The 22,126-nt window shown below is 72.1% G+C and carries 20 protein-coding genes and 3 tRNA genes; 14 read left to right on the top strand and 9 right to left on the bottom strand.

Translation table 11 applies throughout. The annotated features are described in order from the left end of the window. Nucleotides 1-102 precede the first annotated feature (102 nt). The 3 genes from HF519_RS30405 (at nucleotide 103) to HF519_RS10370 (ending at nucleotide 1,223) form a co-directional block, all read left to right on the top strand. Nucleotides 103-360, top strand: coding sequence for a site-specific integrase (locus HF519_RS30405; protein WP_211169827.1), 258 nt, complete (start codon nucleotides 103-105; stop codon nucleotides 358-360). Nucleotides 361-428: 68 nt separating this feature from the next. Then, nucleotides 429-701, top strand: a complete 273-nt coding sequence (locus HF519_RS30400) for a tyrosine-type recombinase/integrase (protein WP_211169826.1) — start codon at nucleotides 429-431, stop codon at nucleotides 699-701. 75 nt (nucleotides 702-776) lie between these two features. After that, nucleotides 777-1,223: a hypothetical protein gene (locus tag HF519_RS10370; protein WP_169412558.1), complete on the top strand. Its 447-nt coding sequence runs from the start codon at nucleotides 777-779 to the stop codon at nucleotides 1,221-1,223. Between the two features lie 105 nt (nucleotides 1,224-1,328). On the opposite strand, the gene HF519_RS10365 is transcribed toward HF519_RS10370, so the two are convergent. The 4 genes from HF519_RS10365 to HF519_RS10350 form a co-directional block, all read right to left on the bottom strand. After that, a tRNA-Phe gene (locus HF519_RS10365) sits at nucleotides 1,329-1,402 on the bottom strand. A gap of 37 nt (nucleotides 1,403-1,439) precedes the next feature. Beyond that, nucleotides 1,440-1,513, bottom strand: a tRNA-Asp gene (locus HF519_RS10360). Between the two features lie 19 nt (nucleotides 1,514-1,532). Further along, nucleotides 1,533-1,605 (bottom strand) — tRNA-Glu (locus tag HF519_RS10355). A 398-nt stretch (nucleotides 1,606-2,003) separates the two neighbouring features. Next, complete coding sequence (locus HF519_RS10350) at nucleotides 2,004-2,240, bottom strand: hypothetical protein (protein WP_169412556.1); 237 nt, start codon at nucleotides 2,238-2,240, stop codon at nucleotides 2,004-2,006. 335 nt (nucleotides 2,241-2,575) lie between these two features. On the opposite strand from HF519_RS10350, the gene HF519_RS10345 reads away from it, so the two are divergent. From HF519_RS10345 to HF519_RS10335, 3 genes are all read left to right on the top strand, one after another. After that, on the top strand, nucleotides 2,576-2,857 hold the full coding sequence (locus HF519_RS10345) for a metal-sensitive transcriptional regulator (protein WP_169412553.1): 282 nt from the start codon (nucleotides 2,576-2,578) through the stop codon (nucleotides 2,855-2,857). An 86-nt stretch (nucleotides 2,858-2,943) separates the two neighbouring features. Then, the gene (locus HF519_RS10340; protein ID WP_169412551.1) at nucleotides 2,944-3,165 is read left to right on the top strand and encodes a heavy-metal-associated domain-containing protein; all 222 of its coding nucleotides are present in this window, start codon (nucleotides 2,944-2,946) and stop codon (nucleotides 3,163-3,165) included. Between the two features lie 34 nt (nucleotides 3,166-3,199). After that, the gene (locus HF519_RS10335; protein ID WP_169412549.1) at nucleotides 3,200-3,595 is read left to right on the top strand and encodes a hypothetical protein; all 396 of its coding nucleotides are present in this window, start codon (nucleotides 3,200-3,202) and stop codon (nucleotides 3,593-3,595) included. Nucleotides 3,596-3,619: 24 nt separating this feature from the next. On the opposite strand, the gene HF519_RS10330 is transcribed toward HF519_RS10335, so the two are convergent. The 3 genes from HF519_RS10330 to HF519_RS10320 all read right to left on the bottom strand — a co-directional run bounded on the left by HF519_RS10330 (nucleotide 3,620) and on the right by HF519_RS10320 (nucleotide 8,810). Next, on the bottom strand, nucleotides 3,620-5,626 hold the full coding sequence (locus HF519_RS10330; protein ID WP_169412547.1) for a SpoIIE family protein phosphatase: 2,007 nt from the start codon (nucleotides 5,624-5,626) through the stop codon (nucleotides 3,620-3,622). Between the two features lie 75 nt (nucleotides 5,627-5,701). Further along, a complete protein-coding gene (locus tag HF519_RS10325) occupies nucleotides 5,702-5,914 on the bottom strand; it encodes a hypothetical protein (protein ID WP_169412544.1) in 213 nt (70 codons plus the stop codon). Nucleotides 5,915-6,371: 457 nt separating this feature from the next. Next, nucleotides 6,372-8,810: a GDSL-type esterase/lipase family protein gene (locus tag HF519_RS10320; RefSeq protein ID WP_169412542.1), complete on the bottom strand. Its 2,439-nt coding sequence runs from the start codon at nucleotides 8,808-8,810 to the stop codon at nucleotides 6,372-6,374. A 383-nt stretch (nucleotides 8,811-9,193) separates the two neighbouring features. Between HF519_RS10320 and HF519_RS10315 the strand changes: the two genes are divergently transcribed. From HF519_RS10315 to HF519_RS10295, 5 genes are all read left to right on the top strand, one after another. Beyond that, nucleotides 9,194-11,071: a propionyl-CoA synthetase gene (locus tag HF519_RS10315; RefSeq protein ID WP_169412540.1), complete on the top strand. Its 1,878-nt coding sequence runs from the start codon at nucleotides 9,194-9,196 to the stop codon at nucleotides 11,069-11,071. A 167-nt stretch (nucleotides 11,072-11,238) separates the two neighbouring features. Next, nucleotides 11,239-11,574, top strand: coding sequence for a hypothetical protein (locus tag HF519_RS10310; RefSeq protein WP_169412538.1), 336 nt, complete (start codon nucleotides 11,239-11,241; stop codon nucleotides 11,572-11,574). Nucleotides 11,575-11,641: 67 nt separating this feature from the next. Further along, a complete protein-coding gene (locus tag HF519_RS10305; protein WP_169412536.1) occupies nucleotides 11,642-11,833 on the top strand; it encodes a ferredoxin in 192 nt (63 codons plus the stop codon). Between the two features lie 156 nt (nucleotides 11,834-11,989). Next, nucleotides 11,990-13,597, top strand: a complete 1,608-nt coding sequence (locus HF519_RS10300; protein ID WP_169412533.1) for an acyl--CoA ligase family protein — start codon at nucleotides 11,990-11,992, stop codon at nucleotides 13,595-13,597. A 96-nt stretch (nucleotides 13,598-13,693) separates the two neighbouring features. After that, on the top strand, nucleotides 13,694-14,902 hold the full coding sequence (locus HF519_RS10295) for an MFS transporter (protein ID WP_169412531.1): 1,209 nt from the start codon (nucleotides 13,694-13,696) through the stop codon (nucleotides 14,900-14,902). Nucleotides 14,903-14,923: 21 nt separating this feature from the next. Here the strand turns inward: HF519_RS10295 and HF519_RS30395 are convergent, their stop codons facing one another. Together HF519_RS30395 and HF519_RS30390 are read right to left on the bottom strand one after the other, a co-directional pair. Further along, a complete protein-coding gene (locus tag HF519_RS30395) occupies nucleotides 14,924-15,451 on the bottom strand; it encodes a CinA family protein (protein ID WP_312860028.1) in 528 nt (175 codons plus the stop codon). A gap of 28 nt (nucleotides 15,452-15,479) precedes the next feature. Beyond that, nucleotides 15,480-16,370, bottom strand: coding sequence for a DUF72 domain-containing protein (locus HF519_RS30390; protein WP_438826388.1), 891 nt, complete (start codon nucleotides 16,368-16,370; stop codon nucleotides 15,480-15,482). 41 nt (nucleotides 16,371-16,411) lie between these two features. On the opposite strand from HF519_RS30390, the gene HF519_RS10285 reads away from it, so the two are divergent. The 3 genes from HF519_RS10285 (at nucleotide 16,412) to hrpA (ending at nucleotide 22,123) form a co-directional block, all read left to right on the top strand. After that, nucleotides 16,412-17,248, top strand: coding sequence for a serine hydrolase domain-containing protein (locus HF519_RS10285; protein WP_169412527.1), 837 nt, complete (start codon nucleotides 16,412-16,414; stop codon nucleotides 17,246-17,248). Nucleotides 17,249-17,618: 370 nt separating this feature from the next. Then, entirely contained in the window at nucleotides 17,619-17,879 is a 261-nt protein-coding gene (locus HF519_RS10280; RefSeq protein ID WP_169412525.1) for a DUF8836 family protein, read from the top strand. Nucleotides 17,880-17,953: 74 nt separating this feature from the next. Beyond that, complete coding sequence (gene hrpA, locus HF519_RS10275; protein WP_498072983.1) at nucleotides 17,954-22,123, top strand: ATP-dependent RNA helicase HrpA; 4,170 nt, start codon at nucleotides 17,954-17,956, stop codon at nucleotides 22,121-22,123. The last annotated feature ends 3 nt before the right edge of the window (nucleotides 22,124-22,126 follow it).

The raw sequence follows: 22,126 nt of genomic DNA, 5'->3' as shown, positions 1-22,126 counted from the left end.
CGGTGCCCGGTGTATCGCTCGGGGTAGCGTCGGCCTTCTCATCGAGGCGCTCGGGTTGAACGCGCCGTCCGCGCGGACGGTGAGCGGCCCGCTGGCTCCGGCGTGGCGGAACAGGCCAAGCACCTGCTCACGGCAGCGAAAGAGGACCGGCTCCACGCGCTCTACGTCCTGGCGCTCTACCTCGGCATGCGCCGCACCGAGCTGCTCGGGCTGCGGTGGGTCGACGTCGGCCTCGAGGAGAACACCCTCGAGATCGTGCAGACGCTCCAGCGGATCGAGGGCCGGCTCCAGTTCCTGCCGCCGAAGACGGACAGCTCGGCCCGGACCATCCCGCTGATCCGGGTCGTCGCCCAGCCCTGAAGGATCACCGGATCGCCCAGCACAAGGAACGGCTGCAGGCCGGCTTCGGCTGGACCGACAGTGGGCTCGTGTTCACCAGCAGAGTCGGGACGCCGCTGGAGCCCGACAACCTGCGCCGATCCTGGTACCCGCTGCGGAAGACGATCGGCGCCGAGGGGACTCGGTTCCATGACCTCCGCCACAGTTGCGTGACGCTGCTGCTCGGACTCGGCGTCCCGCCGCACGTGGTCCAGGAGATCGTCGGCCACGCCGACATGAGTGTGACGCTCGGCATCTACGCACACGTGTCGCTGAAGGACAAGCGCGAGGCCCTGGCGCTGCTCCAGGAGCGGATCGGGTGACGCGCAGCCTGCCAAGACCCAGGAGCTGTGTTAGACCGGCTAACCGACGCAGCTAGACCAAAGAGCGGAGTAGCCATGCCTGACGAGCGACTGCTGGCCTTGATCGACGCGGCCGAGAACGAGCGTCCGTGCCCCAACGTGCTCAACGTCCTCACCGGGAGCTGGCTGATCCAGGGGCAGCCCGTGAGCAGCCGCCAGTTCGAGGAGGCCACGCAGCAGTCCTTGCACGAGTCGATTGCGGCAACGCCCGACGCACGACGGTTCCGCGGTAGCCACGACGAGCTGCGTCAAGCGATCAGCGGGATCACACAGCCGATGCTGGACTCCGTCGCCCCCGGAGGAGGTGGGCCCGGGGAGCCCGCTCTGAACCTGATCAAAGTGATGATTGCCAGCGCGACCGGCCCGTCGCTCCACCCGCCTGCGATCCGCATCTCAGCTGCCTCGATCGCCGCATGGTGGATCGTGGACTTCAAGGTCAAGAACAAGGGAGGCGGCAGTGCGGGCTTCGGCATCTCGTTCTGAGCCGAGAGCTACATCCGTCGTTGGATGACCCCGTTGCTACAGCGACTGCTAAAGCTGAGCGTCTCAGGGAGAGCCAGGCGCATAGAAATGCCTGGTGAGAAGGTGTGGCCAGGGGCGGGGTCGAACCGCCGACCTTCCGCTTTTCAGGCGGACGCTCGTACCAACTGAGCTACCTGGCCGGACGGTCCGGAACATTCACCGGACCCCGGAAGGGAGCGACCCAGACGGGACTCGAACCCGCGACCTTCGCCGTGACAGGGCGACGCGCTAACCAACTGCGCCACTGGGCCTTGCTTCGTGCATCGTACGTACCCCCAACGGGATTCGAACCCGCGCTGCCGCCTTGAAAGGGCGGAGTCCTAGGCCGCTAGACGATGGGGGCTTGGATCACCGGGGCGATCCTTGCCCTCCAACGGCTTGCCGTTGGGAGCGAGACCAAGCATAGGGCAGGCCCTCCAGCTACCCAAAACCGGGGATACCCCATGCCTCACCGCACCCTGAAATCGCAGGTCAGGAGGCCTTGAACGCCCCGAGGGGCACCCGGCCCGGAGGCGCCGACCTGGGATTTTGCCGCCACCGACTGTTTTGTGACCTCGGCCACCATGATCGCGGGCTCTGCCGGAACTCCCGCACCTCGCATTCGAGGAGCGGCAGACCGGATGAACCGGTAGCTTCCGGACATCTCCCGGAACGGTCGCCATGTCGACCGGGGTACGTGCCGGCAGCCCCGGGGCCGGCGTCGGATCCGGAGAACGACGCCGGGCCGGAAGCCTCGGAGGGTCAGCGGCTGACCGGCGGCGGCTGGTCGGGGTTCGACGAGATCAGGCCGAGCATGTCGAGCAGCTCGCGCAGATCCTCCGAACCGGCCGAGTTCTCGGCAACGACCAGGCGAGCGCGGTGGACCTGATCGTCGGAGACCCGGTAGGCGTCCGCCGCCGTCCGCGGACTCGGGATCGCGCCCGACGGCACGGACCGCTCGTCACTAATGTCCCGTCGTGCGCTGCCGATCCCGCTCATCGACGCCTCCCCGTCCGGTCGTCACCTGGTCTCGGCTGAGCAGAGATGACGCAGGCCGGCATCGAGCACGCTGACGCCGACCCGGCCCCCATCACCCGGATCGGGAACCGCGCCCCACCTCGGACACGCCGCGCAGCCACCCCCGTGGCCGTGACCGGCACGTTACCGATCGTGCCGACCGCACGCATGCCCCTTCCCGGGTGAGGTCACCGACATTCGGTCACCCTCCGAGCACGATCAGCGATCACTCAGCGGCCGCAGGTCCCCAGCGGCGAGCTGGGGCGCCGTACCCCCGCTGGGTATGATCGAGTGCAGCGACCGAGCCGGGAGGACTCATGCCCGCGTACACCGACAGCCGTGAGGCCCACCTGCGGCGCCTGCGCCGCATCGAGGGCCAGGTCCGCGGCCTGCAGCGCATGGTCTCCGAGGACGTCTACTGCATCGACGTCCTGACCCAGGTCTCCGCCGCGACGCGGGCCCTGCAGTCCTTCGCGCTCGAACTGCTCTCCGAGCACATGTCCGGGTGCGTCGTGGAAGCAGCGCGGACCGGCCGGCAGGAGGGTGAGGCCAAGGTGCAGGAGGCGGCGGAGGCGATCGCCCGGCTCGTCCGTTCCTGACCGCTGCGGGCCCCCCGCGGGGCGACCGGTCCGCTCTGCCACCATCCGCCACCGTCCGTTCGCCCCGCTCAGTCCTGGAGGCCCCCATGAGTGTCGAGACACCGTTCCGCAGCAGCGTCACCGTCCTCGGGATGACCTGCGGGCACTGCACGATGTCCGTCACCGAGGAACTCGGTGAACTGGACGGGGTGCGCTCCGTCGAGGTCGACCTGGAGTCCGGTGCGGTCACCGTGCTCAGCGACCGCGAACTCGGCCGCGACGAGATCAACGCCGCCGTGGTCGAGGCCGGGTTCTCCCTCGCCGACTGAGGGCCGCCGCAGCCGGCGGTCGTAGGCTGCCGGCATGCCTTCGTTCCGCGATCGCCGTCGGTCGCGGCAGCGCCCTTCCGACGAGTCCGCTGCCGCGTCCGCGACGGGCGCCGCACTCCCCCCGGACGATCCCGAGCTCGACTCCTACCTCGCCGCCCTGTCCCCGGAGTCCGAGCAGGGCGTCACCGAGCTGACCGGGCGCTTCGGTTCGGCCCAGGTCTTCGCGCTCCGGCTGCCGGCGCTGCGCATCGAGCAACTGCGACGGCTCGCCGCCGAGCGCGGCGTCTCCCCCGGCGCCATGGCCGTCGAATGGGTGATCGACCGGCTGGACCGTGAGGACACACCCACCGGGCCGCTGCCGCGGATCCCCGACGAGCCGGCCTCCCGGGGCGGCAACCCACTGCGGCTGGGCCGGCGCAAGGACCGCTGAGCCACCGCGCCGGCCCGAGCCCCGTCAGCGCGGGAGCCCCTCGGGGGTCTCCACGATGTCGGCGAGCTGGTTCAGGGCGGTGAGAGCCAGGACCTGGTGGGCGGCGGTGCCGGCCGGGGCGACCAGTTGCAGCCGGCGGCCGTCCGCGGCCATCTGCTCGGTCAGCTGGTAGAGCAGCTGGACGCCGGCACTGGCCAGGTGCGTCACGCCGCTGAGATCGATCGTCAGCGGCAGCGCCCCGCCGCGGCCGGCCTCCTGGAGGCGTTGGTGCAGTTCGGTGACGGTGCACAGGTCGATCGGTCCGCGCACCGCCACCTGCGGCGAGCCGGCCTCGATGAGCTCGACGCGGAAGCCGTCCTCTCCGAACGCGACGGCGGGTCGCGGACCCGCGCGGTCGGGGCCGACGGCGGGTAGGTGGCTCAGCGCACGGTCCATCAGGACCGTGGTGCCGGTCGCGCTGCTGTCGATCTCCACGGTGTCCATACAGGCACGGATCAGCGCCAACCCCCGCCCCCGGTTGCCGGGATGGGGCGGTGGAACCGCCCAGCGACCGACGTCGGCGACCGTCATGCAGATCCGGCCGGTGGCGTCGAGGACCCCCTCGACCCGCACCGATCCCGCGTCGTCGGGGTAGGCGTGTTCGATGACGTTGCTGAGGGCCTCGAGCACGGCGAACCGGACGGCGTGCACGTCGTCGTCACTACCGCCCAGCGACACGAGCCAGTCGTCGAGCCGGGCGCGAAGCGGCGCCAGCGCGCCCGGGAACGCGGGGAGATCGGCGTGGAACGGCGTCGGGCGGGCCCCGGTCCACTGCACCGCCAGCAGGGTCACGTCGTCGGTGTGGCCGTCCCGGGTCATGCGTTCCACGGTCAGCTCGCACACCCGGTCCGGGACCGTAGCGGCCATCATGGGAGGGGTGCCCTGCGTCCGCGCGTCATCGGCGACGATCCGCAGCAGATCCAGGCCCTGCTGCAACGGCCGGTCGGGGCGCTCGACCAGTCCGTCGGTGTAGAGCAGCGCCACGTCACCGGCCTTCAGCCAGACGGTCTGCACCGGGGTCGCGGTGGTGGCGGCGGCGACGCCGAGAGGCCCGCCCGGTTCGACGGGCAGGTAACGGACCTGCCCGTCCGCGGCCAGCACCAGGGGCGGCGGATGGCCGCAGCAGGCGTAGTCCAGCCGCCCCTCGGCCGGGTCGAGCAGGGCCACGCACACCGTGCTGGCCACCGCCCCGGGCACCCGGGCGACGAAGCGGTCCAGCCGCGCCAGCACCTCGGGCAGCTCGCAACCGTCGAGGAAGAGCTCCATCAGCACCGCCCGCAGCTGGCCCATCACCGCCGAGGCCCGCGTGCCGGAGCCCACGACGTCGCCGACGACCAGCCCGACCCGGCCGTCGCCGAGCGGCACCGCGTCGAACCAGTCGCCGCCGGCGCCCTGCTCGCTGTCGGCGACCAGGTATCGGGCCGCCATCCCGACCCCGGGCAGCACCGGTAACCGCTCCGGCAGCAGGCTGCGCTGCAGGGCCATGACCACGTCCAACGCAGCCTGGTAGCGCTGTTCGAACGCGGTGGCCTGGGCCTCGGCCGCCCGCCGGGCCGCCACCACGTCCGTCACGTCCATCGCGTGCCAGACCACCCCGCGCACCGCGTCGGCGCCGGGACGGGTCGGTACCACCGTGAAGTCGAGGTAGAACTCCCGGAGCCGGCCGTCGCCCTCGGTGTCCAGCAGGACGCGCCACTCGCGCCCGGAGACCGGCCGCCCACTCGTGTAGGCCCTGTCGAGCAGGTCCACCAGTCGCTGCCCGGCCACCTCGGGGAGCGCTTCCCGGTAGGGAAGACCGATCACTCGGCGGGTGGGACTCAGCAGGGCGCGCCCCGCTCGATTGACCGCCGCGAAGACGTGGTCCGGTCCCTCGAAGACGAACACGCATGCCGGCAGATCCTCGAAGCACGCGGCGACCATCCGCGGATCGCGGAACACCCGTGGGTCCGGCTCACCCGCGTCCGACTCGGCGACCCGGCAGTCCGTGCTCACGACCGGTCCCACCGGATCGAGCCGCCGACGAGCATGATCACTCCGCAGGGCCGGGGCCGACCGGTGAAGGGCACCTCACTCCCCCGGGCGGGCAGCTCGGACCTGATCGCAGGTCCGCTGTACGTCCTCCCACACCCGGCGGGCCTCTCCGTCCTCGGCCATCCAGCTCGCCGCCGCCGCAGCCGCCGCCGTGTCGCCGTTGGCGGCCAGGACGTGCAGTTCCACGAGGCGGTCGATCCACAGCGGGGATGCCGGCTCGTCGCTCACCAGCTCCGTGGTCGGGCGCACTTCAGGACGGTTCGGATTCATCAGGTGTCCTTTCGGTCGGAACCCTCGGGGCGCATGTGTCCGCAGATCTGTACCGCCGCATGCAGTTCCATGCGTCACGTCGATCGGTGGGCGCGATGCAGCTGTGATCGGCGGGACCCGGTGACGCGCGATTGTCGGAGGGGCATAAGGTAGGACCCGTACGTCGTGTACTCCGAGGGTGTGTGGTTCACGCACCGGGCGTCTCGTACGACCAAACCCTCGGCCGCTCGAACACGGCCATCAAGGACTGCCCGCTACAGCATCGTGTAGCCGAGCTTCATGATCATGCCCCGACGTCGGCACGCCGGGCCGCAGCCGGTTCCCTTCGCAGGTCACCGGGGGTGGACGCTGCGGCCGGGTTCGAGGTGGCACGGCACGGGACGGCCCCGCGTTCCCGCCCCGGGTAACGAAGGTCTCAGTCTCCGTCGGGGTCCAGTCATCCGGCGTGCAGGCCGGTGTGCGCGGCCAACTCGGCGAACTCGCGGATCCAGATGTTCTGGGCGGAGACCGACCACAGGGAGGCGAGCCAGAACGGCGGCAGGCCGGTGAGCGGCACCAGCACCAGGTCGGGTCGCAGCAGCGCCGGGGGGAGCCGGGTGATGGTCACGTGGGCGATGTGTTCGTGGACCACGATCGTGACGGCCTCCTCCATGTAGCTGTCGGTCATCCGCTGTACCCGGCGGATCGCCCGCCCGGCGGGAGTGACCGGCGGGGTCCAGGCATCGGCGAAGCGCTGGGTGACCGGGGGCGGGTAGAGCACGTCGTGGTCGGCGAGTTCCTCGATGTCGACAACGTCGTGCCCGGCCAGCGGGTGGTCGACGCCGACCATCACCGACCGGGGCTCCCGCATGATCACCGGTCCGACCTCCACCCGCGGCAGATCCAGGGAGTCGGGTTCGTCCGGGAACCAGCTGACGAACACGTCGTCGCGTTCCTGGTCGCACCACTGACGGTGCTGCACCGAGGGATAGGCGTAGCGCACCAGCGGGACCCGGGGGTAGACCTCGGTGAAGCCGTGCACCAGGGCGGCGGTCACCTCCTCGCGCAGGGAGTTGGCGAAACAGACCTTCAACACCCCCTGCGGCTCCCGGCCGGCCGCGCGTTTGGCCCTGCGCAGCGCCTCCTCCAACCGCTGGAAGGCCGGACGCACCTCCTCGAACAGGGTCCGGCCCAACGGGGTGAGCCGCACGCTACGGCTGGTCCGCTCGAACAGAGGCGCGCCGATGCGGCGCTCGAGGGCGCGGATCGCCTGGCTGACCCGCGACGGGGTCAGGTGCAGGCGCGCGGCGGCCCGGCCGAAGTGCAGTTCCTCGGCGACCGCGAGGAACACCTCGATCTCCCGGGCGATCTCCATTCCGATCACGGCCTTACCTCGACCGACAGGCCTCTCTCGGTCAGACCCCCCAGGTACCCGGCGAAACGAGCCTGTAGCGGGCTGTTCGGAGGTGTCGCCTCCCGGGCCCCCGTCAGGAGGGGGTCGGCGGGCTCCGGACACCGCCACCCGTGCCTCCTTCGCCTCGTCGAGGCACGGGCTGCCGGTCAGCCGGTCGGCCTGCACCGCACCGGCCAGGGCCCGATAGCCGAGCGCGGACAGATGCAACCCGTCCCCGGAGTCGTAGTCGGGCCGAAGCCGGGCGGGATGGGCCGGCTCGGCCACCGCGGCCGCGAAGTCGAACACCCCGTCTGCGTGCGCGGGCCCCTGGGTGCGGACCCAGCCGTTCACCGCGTCGCGGACCGCGACGGCCTGCGGGGTGCCGTGCGCTCCCGTCCCCGACGGCGTGATCGTCGTGAGGAAGACCCGCAGCCCCGCGGCCCGCGCCTGGTCGGCGAACCGGACCAGGCCGGGGATGATCTCCCCCGCGCCGCGACCCGCCGCGATGTCGTTGGTGCCGATGTGCAGCACCACGTCGGTGACCCCGGCCACGGCGGCCACGTCGTGGACGAACCGGGTGCCCGGCGAGTCACCCCCGAGGTCGGGCCGGTCGGACAGCAGTTGGTTGCGGGAGATCCCGGCGTTCAGCACCGACATCGTGGCGCCGCCGCCGGTTGGGGCGAGCCGGCCGGACAGCGCGTCGGACCAGCGGTCGTCGCGATCGGGGTCGCTGCCCACCCCGTCGGTGATCGAGTCACCGACCAGCACGACGGCGTTGACGGGCCGGGGCACGAGCACGTCGACGCCGCTGAGCACCAGCCAGGACCGGATCGGGGTGCGGAACGCGGTGCCGTCCACGGCGTCGGCGAAGTCGCCGGCCTCGGAGACGTAGGAGGTCTGCAGCGCGACGGGATGGGTGGCGACCCGGTCGGGCGCCGCCGGCAGGAACATGCTCACCGCGATCGGCTGTCCGGCCTGGGCGACGAATGGGATCGGGTCGCTCAGCAGTTCGGCCCCCGGCGGGACGGCCACGACGGGCAGCCCGCCGAAGGACACCGGACGGACCGTGCCGTCCACCACCGCCGCTCCCACACTCGCGTGGGCCGCGGAGACCGCGCCGACCAGCAGCGGCACCGCGCCGTAGCGGTTGGAGAGCCGGACCCGGATCTCCGAGCCGGTGACCTGCGGGTGGACGATCATGCGCAGGGTACGTCCGGCCACCGTCGACGCGGTCGACGCGTCGGCCGCCGCCTGCGGGCTCGTCTGCCATGCGGTCACCCAGTCCGGGGCGCACGGCTGCAGCGGGCCGCGCTGCGCCGCCGGGCGCTGGCCGGCCTGCGCCGGGGACCCGCTCACCGCACCGACGGCGACCAGCACGCTCGCGACCGTCAGCAGCACCGTGCCGGTCGCGAGGCCGGGCGGCACCCAGCGGGGTCGGGGCCGTGCGGCGACCCACCGTGGACCGGCGCCCAGAGCCGCGATCACCCGCATCGCCAGGCCCACCCGAACCCCCTCGCCCCGAGACTGAAGCAGGCGCCGCTCCCCGGGTCCGCCGGGCGATCAACGTCCGGGGACGTTATCGCCGGGATCGGCGTCCTTGTGACGGCCGACGTGTCGCCCGTCCGGGTACTGCGCACGTCGCTACCCAGGGACGAACGACGCGTTCACCTCTATGGTGAGTCATCCGAACAGGTGGTCACGTTACGTTGTGTAGAGATGACGCTCCGAGTTCGCCGGCGCCACTCTCACCGCTCCGGGTGACTACGACGGCCTCCCCGCTCGACCAGGTGGCCGCCGGGCACCCAGAGCGCCCACCTACACCGGGAGGCCACCACGTCCTACTGTCGTGCCAGGACAGGAGCGACGACGCCGCAAGGAGGCCTCACGTGGGCGAATACCAGGACATCTTCCGCGCGAGCGTGGACGACCCGGAGGCGTTCTGGCTGGACGCCGCCGAGGCGATCGACTGGGACGTGAAGCCCACCCGCGCACTCGACTCCTCCAACCCGCCCTTCTACCGCTGGTTTCCCGACGGCGAGCTGAACGTCGCGCACAACGCGCTCGACCGGCACGTCGACGCGGGCCGCGGCGACCAGGCGGCGCTGATCTACGACAGCCCGGTCACCGGCACCAAGCGGACCTACACCTACGCCCAGCTGCGCGACGAGGTCGCGAGGTTCGCCGGCGTGCTCAGCGGGCTCGGCGTGGGCAAGGGCGACCGGGTCGTGATCTACATGCCGATGGTCCCCGAGGCCGCGATCGCCATGCTCGCCACGGCCCGGATCGGCGCCGTGCACTCGGTGGTGTTCGGCGGCTTCGCGCCCAAGGAGCTCGCGGTCCGCATCGACGACGCCGCGCCGAGCGTCATCGTCTCGGCGTCCTGCGGGATCGAGGGCAAGCGGGTCATCGAGTACAAGCCGCTCCTGGACCGGGCGATCCAGCTGGCCGCGCACAAGCCGTCGAAGAGCGTCATCCTGCAACGCCCGCAGGCCGAGGCCGCGATGGGTGAGAACGACATCGACTGGGCCGAGGCGATGGCCGACGCCACCCCGGCCGACTGCGTGTCGGTCAAGGCCACCGACCCGCTCTACATCCTCTACACCTCCGGGACGACCGGGAAGCCCAAGGGCGTCGTGCGGGACAGCGGCGGCTACGCGGTCGCGCTGCGCTGGACGATGCCCAACGTCTACGACGTCGACACCGGCGAGGCGATGTTCACCGCCTCCGACGTCGGCTGGGTCGTCGGGCACTCCTACATCGTCTACGCGCCGCTGCTCACCGGGGCGACGACCGTGCTCTACGAGGGCAAGCCGGTCGGCACGCCGGACGCCGGTCAGTTCTGGCGGGTCATCGCCGAGCACGGCATCAAGAGCATGTTCACCGCGCCGACGGCGTTCCGGGCCATCAAGAAGGAGGACCCGAAGGGCGAGCACCTGGCCCGGTACGACCTCAGCGGCCTGCGATACCTGTTCCTGGCCGGTGAGCGGCTCGACCCGGAGACCTACCGCTGGGCCTCCGAGCTGCTCGGCATCCCGGTGGTCGACCACTGGTGGCAGACCGAGACCGGCTGGCCGATCGTGGCCAACCCGATGGGCATCGAGGCGCAGGAGATCAAGCCGGGGTCGCCGACGCTGCCGCTCCCGGGCTGGGACGTCCAGGTCCTCGACACGTCGGGCAAGCCGCTCGAGGCCGGCACCGACGGCGCGATCGTCGTCAAGCTGCCGATGCCGCCCGGTTCGCTGCCCACGCTGTGGAACGACGACGAGCGCTTCGTCAACTCCTACATGTCGGCCTTCGACGGCTACTACCTCACCGGCGACGGCGGGCACCTGGACGAGGACGGCTATCTGTTCGTCATGGGCCGCACCGACGACGTCATCAACGTCGCCGGGCACCGGTTGTCCACCGGCGGGATGGAGGAGGTCCTCTCCTCCCACCCCGACGTGGCCGAGTGCGCCGTGATCGGCGTCGCCGACCAGATGAAGGGCCAGATCCCGCGCGGGTTCGTGGTGCTCAAGGCCGGAATCGAGGCCGACGAGGAGAAGCTGCGGGCCGAGCTCGTGCAGATGGTGCGCGAGCAGGTCGGCGCGGTGGCGGCGCTCCGGGACGTCGCCATCGTCCCGGCCCTGCCCAAGACCCGCTCCGGGAAGATCCTGCGCAAGACGATGCGCGGGATCGCCGACGGCCACGACGAGCCGGTGCCCTCCACGATCGACGACGCGTCCGTGCTCGACGCACTGCGGCCGGTGCTGCGCAGGGAGTGACCCGAACTGCGCCGTCCGGATCGCCCCGATGGGCCGGACGGCGTGACTTCGGCACGGACCGGGGCCGCGGGGTAACGCTCCGCGGCCCCCGTCTCGATGATCGGGCGACGGCCGCACGCTCCCCCACGGCGGCCGCGACCCCGGTTCATCGAGAGGAACCGCCTCTGATGCCCGCCATCGAGAGCCCCCGCCTGGCCGCCCTCGCCGGCCTGCTCGGCACCACCATCGTCCTCGCCCTGGCCGGTACGACGACGGCCCGGGAGGGCCGCGGATGCACCGCCGTCGACGTCCGGCGGGACGCGCAGGCGGCCCTGGCCGCGGTTCCCGGCGAGCGGCGTGGGCTCGACCCCGACGGGCGGGTCTGCGAGTCGCGGCCCCGCCGGCCCGTACCGGCCCATCTGACGCCGGTGCCGACCCCGCAGACCCCGGTGAAGATCGTGGCCCGGGCACCGGCGCCGGCCCCGGGATCGGCGGCCACCACCGCTTCGGCCGTCACCCGATGAGCGCAGCCGTTGGGCCAAGGGTGTCCTGGCTCATCAGGATGGCTGCCGCAGGGTGCACGATGACGCCATGAAGGTCGTCGTGGATTTCGATCTGTGCGAGAGCAACGCGGTCTGCATGGGCATCGCGCCCGAGGTGTTCGAGGTACGGGAGGACGACTTCCTCTACATCCTCGACGAGAACCCGCCCGAGTCGATGCGGCCGAAGCTCGAGGAGGCCGTGCGCAGCTGCCCGCGCGCGGCCATCTCACTGCAGGACTGAGCCGCACCTGCCCGCCGGCGTCTCGGACCGCCTTCGCGGGAACGGCCCTACAAGGGCCTCCGCCCCGGTCCGTGGGCCTGGTGCGGCTTGCCGCTCATCCGGCCAGGGGTCAGGATCACCCACGCAGTCGCCGCATCCGCCGGAGGAGAGTCACCGATGACCACCGTCTGGAACACCCCGCTGACCCCGCTGGCGTTCCTGCGCCGCTCGGCCGAGGTCTATCCGGACAAGCCCGCGATCGTCTACGGCGACCGGCGGCACAGCTACGCCGAGTTCGCCGGCGAGGCCACGCGGGTGGCGCACGCGCTGAAGGGCTCCGGGATCGGCCCGGGTGATCGGGTGGCCTACCTGCTGCCGAACGTGCCCGAGATGCTCGTCGCGCATTTCGCGGTGCCGCTCGCCGGTGCCGTGCTCGTCGCGATCAACACCCGGCTGTCGACCGAGGAGGTCCGCTACATCCTCGACCACGCGGGCTGCAAGCTGCTGGTGGTGGACGCGGCCCTGTACCCGGTGGTCGCACCTGTCGCGGGCGACCTGCAGACGGTCGAGGAGATCATCACGGTGATCGACCCGGCGTCCCCCGGTGACGGCATCGGCAGCGGCACCACCTACGACGACCTGCTGGCGCGCGGCGCGGACGACCCGCTGCCCTGGGAGGTCGAGGACGAGAACGCCACGATCTCGATCAACTACACGTCGGGCACCACCGGCAAGCCCAAGGGCGTGCAGTACAGCCACCGCGGCGCCTACCTGAACTCCTTCGGTGAGATCGTGCACTCCGCGCACACCCCGGACACCGTCTACCTGTGGACGCTGCCGATGTTCCACTGCAACGGCTGGTGCACGCCCTGGGGCGTCACCGCGATCGGCGGAACCCATGTGTGTCTGCGCGAGGTGCGCGGCGACGTGATCTGGAAGCTGATCAACGAGCACCGGGTCACCCACCTCAACGGTGCACCCACCGTCGTCACGACGATCTTGCGGGCGCCGGAGGCGACGACGCTGGACTACCAGCTCGTCATCACCACCGCCGGTGCACCACCGAGCCCGACCACGATTCTGCAGATGGAGCAGATGGGCTTCCGGATCGTGCACGTCTACGGGCTCACCGAGACCTACGGGCCGTACTCGGTGAACCAGTACCAGCGGGCCTGGGACTCGCTCGAGCCCGAGGAGCGCGCGAAGATGCAGGCCCGCCAGGGCGTCGGCATGGTGTGCGCGGAGTGGCTGCGCGTCGTCGACCAGAACATGAACGACGTCCCCGCCGACGGGACGACCATGGGCGAGATCGTCATGCGCGGCAACAACGTGATGATGGGGTACTACAAGGACCCGGAGGGCACCGAGAAGGCGTTCGCCGGCGGCTGGTTCCACTCCGGCGACCTCGGCGTCATGCACCCGGACGGTTACGTGGAGCTTCGGGACCGGGCCAAGGACGTCGTGGTGTCCGGCGGGGAGAACATCTCCACGGTCGAGGTCGAACAGGCGATCGTCTCGCACCCGGCGGTGCTGGAGGTCGCGGTGATCGGCGTGCCGGACGAGAAGTGGGGCGAGCGGCCCAAGGGGTTCGTGGTGCTCGCGCCCGGCGGGTCCGCCACCGAGGACGAGCTCATCGAGCACGTGAAGTCGAAGATCGCCCGCTACAAGGCGCCCAAGGCCGTCGAGATCGTCGACGAGCTGCCGAAGACGTCGACCGGCAAGGTGCAGAAGTTCGAGCTGCGGGAGAAGGAGTGGACCGGGGAGGGCAGCCGGATCCGCGGATGATGCCCGGCATCCGGTGTCAGGGAGGCCGCTTTCCCACCATGTGACGGCGGCGACGTGGCTTTCCTGACACGGGGCAGTCGATTAGCGTTGCTCACTATGAGCGCCGGGACCGCGACCGCCGCGACCGCGCCGCGCGCCGCGCCCGGAGCCCTCCGGGCCGCCACCGGCGCCGTCGCCACCACCACCGTCTCGGTGTTGCCGGTCTTCCTCACCGGCGCCCTCGCCGTGCAGATCTCCGCCGAGCTGGGCTTCGACCCGGCCGGGCTGGGTCTCATCGTGGCGCTGTACTTCGGGGTGAGCGCGCTGGCGTCGCTGCCCGTCGGGTGGCTGGTCGAGCGGTTGGGGTCGGGACCGACGAGCCGCGTCGCCGTGTTCGGAGCCGCCGCCGTGATGGTGGCCGTCGCGGCCGGGGCCCGGTCCTATCCGGCGCTGGTCGCGATCCTGCTGTGCAGCGCGCCGTGCAACGTGATGGGGCAGCTGTCGTCGAACCTGACCCTGGCCCGGTCCGTGCCCGCGCACCGGCTCGGGCTGTCCTTCGGCGTCAAGCAGGCGGCGATCCCGCTGGCCACACTGCTCGCCGGGACGGCGGTCCCCACCGTCGCGCTGACCATCGGCTGGCGGTGGGCGTACGTGATCGGGGCCGGGCTGGCGCTGTCGGCGCTGCTGGTCAACCCCCGGCACGTCGCGGCCCACCGGCGGACCCGGGCCGAACCGGGCGAGCGCGCGACAGCGGCCCTGAGTGTCATCGGGCTGGCCTCCGGGCTCGCCGCGGCGACCGCGACCGCCCTGGGCATCTTCCTCGTCGCCTCTGCCGTCGACCGGGGCATCGACCCCGGGCTGGCCGGGCTGGTGCTGACCCTCGGCAGCATCGTCGGGCTGTCGATGCGGTTGCTGCACGGATGGCTGGCCGACCGGCGCGACGGCGGGCACGTCGCCGTCGTGGCGGCGAGCCTGGCGCTGGGCGCGGCCGGGCTCGTGCTGCTCGCGACCCCGGGCACCCTCGCGCTGGTGATCGGCACGATCCTCGCGTTCGGGCTGGGCTGGGCGTGGCCGGGGCTGCTGCAGTTCGCGGTGGTCCGGCTCAACCCGTCGGCCCCGGCGGCGGCCACGTCGATCGTGCAGGTCGGGGTGTACGCGGGCGGGTGCCTCGGACCGGTGGGCTTCGGCTTCGTCGCCACCCACGCGTCGTTCCCCGTGGCCTGGCTGTGCTGTGCCGCCACGATGCTCGTCGCCGCCGCCGGAATGGTCGTCGGCCGGCGGATGCTCGTCGCGCACCGGGTCGCGCGCGAGCCGCTGTCGCGGTAGCGGCACCCGGGGCTCACGGGCTCACACCGCGGGAGCGCACCTCTCGTCCGCCGTGTCGTCCACGGCCTCGATGAGGAGGCTCAACGCCGTCATCGCGGTCGCATGGCAGACCGCCGCCGGGTCCTCCGCGTCCAGTTCCAGCAGCTGGACCTGGTGGGTTCCGGGACCGTCGAGGGCCACGAACACCGTGCCCGGCTCGCGGCCGTCCTGGGGGTCCGGCCCGCCCGCCCCGGTCACCGCGACGGCCACGTCGGCCTGCAGCAGTCGGCGCACGGTGCGCGCCATCGAGCTGGCCGCCACCGCACTGACCACCGGGCCCGGGGGCACCGCGAGCAGGTCGTGCTTGACGTCGCTGCTGTAGGCGACGACGGATCCCTGGAACCACTCCCCGGCGTCGCCGGCGGCGGCGAGTGCACCCGCGATCATCCCGCCGGTCAGCGACTCGGCGACCGCGACCCGCATGCCTGATGCCAGGGCCAGCTCGCCCACCCGCTCGGCCAGCGCCTGCCGTTGCTGCTCGTCGTCCGTTCGCTTCGATTCGTCCCGCACGCCGGGTCCGTACCCCGCCCGCCGGGATTCAATGCAGGAGGCCGACCGGCCCTGCGCCCAGCCGCTCGGCCAGCCCGATGGCGTCGTAGGGCGCGTGCACCTTCGCGTCGTTGTCGAAGTAGAGGTACACGTCCCGGCCCTCGGGGTGCTCCGGCGCCGGCGGCGCGACCGTGTGCTCGGTGACCGGCGACCTCCCGTCCTGCCACGCCCGCACCTTCTCGGCCCAGCTGTCGAGCGCGTCGGGGGCGTAACCGCTGACGTAGAGCTCCGAGTCGCCGTGCAGCCGGGCGTAGACGAAGTCGGCCGTGACGTCGTCCAGATACGGAAACGTCCCGGCGGTGTCGGCCACGACCAGCGCGACACCGTGGGCGCGCAGCAGCTCGATGAACGCGGGATCGACGAAGCTGGGGTGACGGACCTCGAGCGCGTGCCGCAGCGGCCGGTCGGCATCGGTTTCGGTGACGGCGCGGCCGTCGAGGCGCTCGTCGTGCCGGGCGGCGAACTCGGCGGCGGCACCGGTGCTGCGCGGCAGCATCGTGAGGAACGCGTCGAGCCGCTCGGGGTCGAAGCGCATCCGCGGCGGCAGCTGCCACAGCATCGGGCCGAGCTTCGGCCCGAGCGCGAGCATCCCCGAGGCCAGGAAGTTGGCCAGCGGCACCTCGACGTCGCGCAGCTGCTTCATGTGCGTGATGAACCGGCCGCCCTTGACCGCGAACAGGAAGTCGTCCGGGGTCTGCTCGGCCCACGCCCGGTAGCTCTCCGGGCGCTGCAACGAGTAGAAGGAGCCGTTGATCTCGATGGTCCGCACCATCCGCGAGAGGTGCTCCAGCTCGCGGCGCTGCACCAGTCCCTCCGGGTAGAAGGTCCCGCGCCACGGCGGGTACCGCCAGCCCGACGTCCCGATCCGGATGTCCGCCACCCCGCCGAGTATCCCGCCGCCGAACTGGGCAGGATGGCCGGATGGACGCGCGCACGCTCGACACGGTCGTATCCGGGGTGCTCGACTGGCCCGTCGACCACGCGTTCGCCGCGGTCGTGAGCGCCGACGGGTCGGTGCTCGCCACCACAGGCGAACCCGACCGGTCCTTCCGGCTGGCCTCGGTGACCAAGCTGCTGACCGCGTACGCCACGCTGATCGCGGTGGAGGAGGGTGCGGTCGAGTGGGACCAGCCGGCCGGCCCGGAGGGCTCGACGGTCCGGCACCTCGCCGCGCACGTCTCGGGGCTGGCCTTCGACACCGAGACCGCCCAGGCCGCGCCCGGCCGCCGCCGGATCTACTCCAACACCGGGTTCGAGGTCCTCGGTGACACGATCGCGGCCTCCAGCGGGATCCCGTTCGCCGACTACCTGCACGAGGCCGTGTGCGAACCGCTCGGGATGACGACCACCCGGCTCGAGGGCTCTCCCGGCGCGGGTGCGGTGTCGACGGGCGCGGACCTGGTCCGGTTCGCCGCCGAGTTGCAGGCACCCACGCTGGTGTCGCCGTCGACCCTCGCGGGCGCCGTCGAGGTGGCGTTCCCGGGGCTGGACGGGGTGTTGCCCGGCTACGGCCGCCAGCAGCCCAACGACTGGGGTCTCGGCTTCGAGCTGCGCGACGGCAAGTCGCCGCACTGGACCGGGACGACGAGCTCGCCGGCGACGTTCGGGCACTTCGGGCAGTCCGGGACGTTCCTGTGGGTGGACCCGGCGGCGAAGGCGGCGTGCGTGGTGCTGACCGACCGGGACTTCGGCCCGTGGGCGATCGAGGCGTGGGCACCGTTCACCGATCAGGTGCTTGCGGCGCTGCGCAGGCGGTGACCCGGATCACGCGGCGCAGCCGGGAATGAACCACCCGGGGCCCCTGTTGTACCCCCTGTCCGAGCCGGGCGATCTGTGTCCCCGGGTCTCACATAACCAGAGCCGCCGCGGAAGATCGTTCGGCTGAAGCCGCGGTGCGCCACTCGCCGCGAGGCGACCAGCGCCCGGCTCGGACACCTACCTCAACCCCACCGGGGAACCGGGAATCTTCCGGCCCCCGGAGCGGTTGACATAGACGTCCGGATCGGGCGACCCGTGTCCCCGGGTCCCATCTGAGAACTGCCGCTGCGAGCGGCCTGCGCGCCGAGAGGCGACCGGCGCCCGGTTCGGACTCCCATTCTTTCCTTTCCACGTGAGGACGGCTGCCACCATGAAAGGCGACCGAGTCGAGATCGTCATCGACGCGGGCAGCGGCACCACCCGGACCTACGACGTCACGGCGACCCGCGCCGGACGCCGCATCGACATCGCCCACGGCCGCGGGGTGATCGAGGTCAGCGAGGTGACGCGCGGCGGCACCGCCGTGCGGACCGCCCGTTTCCTGGCCAACCGGGTGCTGGCCCTGGTCGAGCACCCGGCCGTGGACGCACCCGCCGCCGACGAGATCACACCCACCCTGCGGTCCGCCTGAGCGGCTCCGCCAGGCAGACTGCGAGAACGATGTCCTTCACCACGGCCCGAGGCACTGACGCGCGCCCTGCGCAGGTGGACGGCACCCCGTTGGTGCCGGACCACGCCACGGCGGAATCCGTGACCGGGTCCGGCCGCACCGAACGTGCGGGCCGGACCGGCCCGGAGTCGCCCGCCGACGCCCTTCCCCGGACCGAGCGCACCGGTCGCTCGCGCCGCCCACGCCGCCGCGGATCCCGTGGCCGCGCGGGCGCCACGACCGGTCCTTCGGAGCGCGGCACCGCGCCCACCGGTCCGGACCCCGCATCCTTCGCCGACGGCAGCGGCTCCGGCGACGCCACCGCCCTCGACGACGCCACCGTCGCCGACCTCTCCTCCCGGATCGGCGAGCTCGGCCCGCGCGACGCGCATCAGCTGCGCCGCCGGCTCGACAGCGCCCGCCGGTCCCGCAACCCGCGCGCGCACGCGGAGAGCGCTGCCCAGCTCGCCCAGGCCGTCGCGGCCGCCGAGCACCGCCTCGAGCGCCGGCGCGCGGCCGTCCCATCGATCTCCTACCCGCCGACGTTGCCGGTCAGCGCGCGGCGCGAGGACATCGCCGCAGCGATCCGCGACAACCAGGTCGTGATCATCGCGGGCGAGACCGGGTCCGGGAAGACCACCCAGCTGCCCAAGATCTGCCTGGAGCTGGGTCGCGGCATCCGCGGACTGATCGGGCACACCCAGCCCCGGCGCCTCGCCGCCCGCACCGTCGCCGCCCGCATCGCCGAGGAGCTCGGCACGGAACTCGGCGACGTCGTCGGTTGGAAGGTGCGATTCACCGACCACGTCGGTGACAACACGCTGGTCAAGCTGATGACCGACGGCATCCTGCTGGCCGAGCTGACCGGCGACCGGATGCTGCACCAGTACGACACGCTGATCATCGACGAGGCCCACGAGCGCAGCCTCAACATCGACTTCATCCTCGGGTACCTGACCCGGCTGCTGCCGCGCCGTCCCGACCTCAAGGTCATCATCACTTCGGCGACGATCGACCCGGAGCGGTTCGCGCGGCATTTCGGCACGCCCGAGCAGCCCGCGCCGATCGTCGAGGTCTCCGGCCGGTCGTACCCGGTGGAGATCCGCTACCGGCCCGTCGTCGACCCCGACGATCCCGACGCCGACCCGGACCGCGACCAGCTCGAGGCCATCGGCGACGCCGTGGCGGAGCTGCAGCGCGAGGGCCCCGGCGACATCCTGGTCTTCCTGCCCGGTGAGCGCGAGATCCGCGACGCAGCGGACGCGCTGGCCAAGCGGGACTTCCGCAACACGGAGATCCTCCCGCTCTACGCCCGGCTCTCGACGGCCGAGCAGCACCGCGTCTTCGCACCCCACCCGGGTCGGCGCATCGTGCTCGCCACCAACGTCGCGGAGACGTCGCTGACGGTCCCCGGCATCAAGTACGTCGTCGACACCGGTACCGCGCGCATCTCCCGGTACTCCCGCCGGCTCAAGGTGCAGCGGCTGCCGATCGAGAAGGTCTCCCAGGCCAGCGCCAACCAGCGTGCCGGCCGATGTGGACGGACCTCCGACGGCGTCTGCATCCGGCTGTACAGCGAGGACGACTTCGACGCCCGCCCCGAGTTCACCGACCCGGAGATCCTGCGCACCAACCTCGCGTCGGTCGTGCTGCAGATGATCGCGCTGGACCTCGGCGAGATCTCCGAGTTCCCGTTCGTCGAGCCACCGGACTCGCGCGCGGTCGGCGACGGGCTGGCCCTGCTGCACGAGCTGGGGGCCCTGGAGGACGGCCGGCGGACGCTCACGGCCGTCGGCCAGGCGCTGGCGCGGCTTCCCGTCGACCCGCGGCTGGGCCGCATGCTCGTCGAGGCGAACCGCACCGGCTGTCTACGCGAGGTGCTCGTGATCGCCGCCGCCCTGTCGGTGCAGGACCCGCGGGAGCGGCCCACCGAGCAGCGCCAGGCCGCCGACGAGAAGCACGCCCGCTTCGCCCAGGACGGCTCGGACTTCCTGGCCTTCCTCAACCTCTGGACCTACGTCGCGGAGCAGCGGGAGGCGCTGTCGGGCAACAGGTTCCGTCGCCTCCTGCGCGAGGAGTTCCTGCATTTCCTGCGCATCCGGGAGTGGCAGGACCTGCACAACCAGCTGCGGTCGGCCGCGCGCAACGCCGGGATGACGCTCAACGACGTGGATGCCGACCCGAACCGGATCCACACCGCGGTGCTGTCCGGGCTGCTCAGCCAGGTCGGCCTGCGCGAGGCCGAGTCCCGGGAGTTCCAGGGTGCTCGCGGCGCGAAGTTCATGATCTTCCCCGGTTCGTCGCTGGCGAAGAAGCAGCCGCGCTGGGTGATGGCCGCCGAGCTCGTCGAGACATCGCGGCTGTGGGCGCGCACCGTCGCGCGGATCCAGCCGGAGTGGATCGAGCCGCTCGCCGAGCACCTGGTCAAGCGCAACCACTCCGAGCCGCACTGGTCGCGCAAGCGCGCGGCGGCCGTGGCCACCGAGCGGGTCACCCTGCACGGCATCCCGATCGTCGCGAACAGGACCGTCGACTTCGGACGGATCGATCCCGCGGCCTCGCGCGAGCTGTTCATCCGGCACGCGCTCGTCGAGGGCGACTGGGACACCCGGCACCGGTTCTTCCACGCCAACCGCGAGCTGCTCGACGACGCCGAGGAGCTCGAGCACCGGGCCCGGCGACGCGACCTCGTGGTCGACTCCGAGACCCTCGTCGCGTTCTACGAGGCGCGCATCCCGGACCACGTCGTGTCCGGTCGCCACTTCGACTCCTGGTGGAAGAAGACCTCGCGCCGCCAGCCCGAGCTGCTGGACTTCACCGCCGAGATGCTGCACACCGCGCAGGCGGGCCAGGTCGACCGCTCCGCCTACCCCGACCACGTCGAGGCCGGTGGGCTGCGGTTGCCGCTGTCCTACGCGTTCGAACCGGGCCGCCGGACCGACGGGGTCACCGTCGACGTGCCGGTCGCCGCGCTGCACCAGGTCGACCCGACGCCGTTCACCTGGCAGGTGCCCGGGCTCCGCGAGGAACTCGTCACCGCACTGATCAAGACTCTGCCGAAGACGCTGCGCCGGCTCTTCTCCCCCGCCCCGGACCACGCCCGCGCGGTGCTGGCCCGGCTGCGGGCGGGCGACGAGCCGTTGCTCGACGCGCTCGAGCGCGAGCTGGGCCGGATGCGGAACGTGGACATCCCGCGCGAGGCCTGGGAGCTCGACCGGCTGCCCGAGCACCTCACGGTGACGTTCCGGGTCATCGACGAGAAGGGCCGGGAAGTCGCCACCGGCACCGACCTGGAGGCGCTGCGCCGCAAGCTCGCGCCGAAGGTGCGCGAGGAACTGGCCGCGGCCGGTGGGGACCTGGAGCAGACCGGGCTGACCTCATGGTCGATCGGTTCGCTGCCGCGTGAGCACCGGATCCGCCGTGGCAACCACGTCGTCACCGGCTACCCCGGTCTGGTCGACCGGGGTTCGAGCGCCGACGTCCGGGTGTTCCCGACGGCCGCCGAGCGCGATCCGGCGATGTGGCGCGGGCTGCGCAGGCTGCTGCTGCTGGAGACACCGTCCCCGGCCAAGCAGGTGCAGCGCGGCCTCGACAACGCGGCCAAGCTCGCGCTGTCGCGCAACCCGCACGGCGGGGTGGCCGCGCTGCTGGACGACTGCGTGACCGCGGCCGCCGACGCGCTCATCACCCGGGCGGGCGGCCCGGCGTGGGACGAGGCGCGCTACGCCCGGCTCCGGGAGCTGTTCCGCACCCAGCTCGGTCCGACCACGCTGCAGGTGCTGCACGGGGTCCGCGCGGTGCTGGTCGTGTGGCATCGGGTGCAGGCCCAGCTCGCCGAGCTGACCGCGCCGGTGCTGAAGGCGGGCGTCGCCGACGTCACCGCGCAGCTGGCGGAGCTGATCGGACCCGGTTTCGCGACCGCGGCGGGGGCCAACCGGCTGTCCGACGTCGCCCGCTACCTGGAGGCGGTCGAGCGCCGCATCGAGAAGCTGCGGGTCGATCCGCGCCGTGACGCCGACTGGACCGCCCAGATCCGGATCGTCGACGACGAGTACCGCGCCGAGCTGGCCGCGCTCCCCCCGGGCGTCGAGCCGTCCCCGGCGCTGCGCGAGATCCGCTGGATGATCGAGGAGCTGCGGGTGAGCCTGTACGCGCACCCGATGCGTACCCGGTACCCGATCTCGATCAAGCGGATCCAGAAGGCGATCGACGAGCTCCCCCGCTGACGC

The organism is Pseudonocardia bannensis, assembly GCF_012911875.1.
GTDB lineage: Bacteria > Actinomycetota > Actinomycetes > Mycobacteriales > Pseudonocardiaceae > Pseudonocardia > Pseudonocardia bannensis.
Note: the sequence above shows the minus strand (reverse complement) of the source record. Positions and strands in the feature narration are given on the sequence as shown.